1 protein-coding gene is annotated in these 695 nt (G+C 69.4%); it reads left to right on the top strand.

Annotated features, from left to right (window positions below; genetic code table 11):
- Positions 1-695: DUF11 domain-containing protein (locus DFR29_RS15090; RefSeq protein ID WP_166654109.1), on the top strand; the 695-nt coding region annotated here is incomplete at both ends.

Here is a 695-nt window from a genome sequence, read left to right as displayed (position 1 = left end):
GCGAGCGCGAGCCCGTGGACCGTCGGCGTTCCGGCGAGCTATACGCTGCAGGTCACGAATACCGGCACGACGGCCACGACGGCTGCAGCAACGATCACCGACACGATTCCGACCGGCCTCACGATCGGCACGTTGCCGGCGGGTTGCACGGCAGCCGGACAGACCGTCACCTGCACGGTTCCTGCCGGCCTGGCCGCGAGTGCAAGCACGAGCTTTGTCATTCCGGTCACGCCGACCTTGGCGGCGGGCTCCAGTGTGACGAACACCGCTACCGTCAGCGGTGGCGGCGACTCAGGCTGTCCGGCAGCGGCGCGCTGCAGCTCGTCGGCGGGACCGACCACGATCGACGCACCGCAGCTGACGCTGACCAAGACCGCGAGCGCGAGCCCGTGGACCGTTGGCGTTCCGGCGAGCTACACGCTGCAGGTCACGAATACCGGCACGACGGCCACGACGGCTGCAGCAACGATCACTGACACGATTCCGACCGGCCTCACGATCGGCACGCTGCCAGCGGGTTGTACGGCAGCCGGACAGACCGTCACCTGCACGGTTCCTGCCGGCCTGGCCGCGAGTGCAAGCACGAGCTTTGTCATTCCGGTCACGCCGACCCTGGCGGCCGGGGCCAGTGTGACGAACACGGCCACCGTCAGCGGCGGCGGTGATCCGAGCTGTCCAGCAGCCGTCCGCTGCGG

Origin of the sequence: Tahibacter aquaticus, from assembly GCF_004363655.1 — a bacterium.
In the GTDB taxonomy this organism is placed as follows: Bacteria; Pseudomonadota; Gammaproteobacteria; order Xanthomonadales; family Rhodanobacteraceae; genus Tahibacter; species Tahibacter aquaticus.
This window is presented reverse-complemented; position numbering and strand designations above follow the sequence as displayed.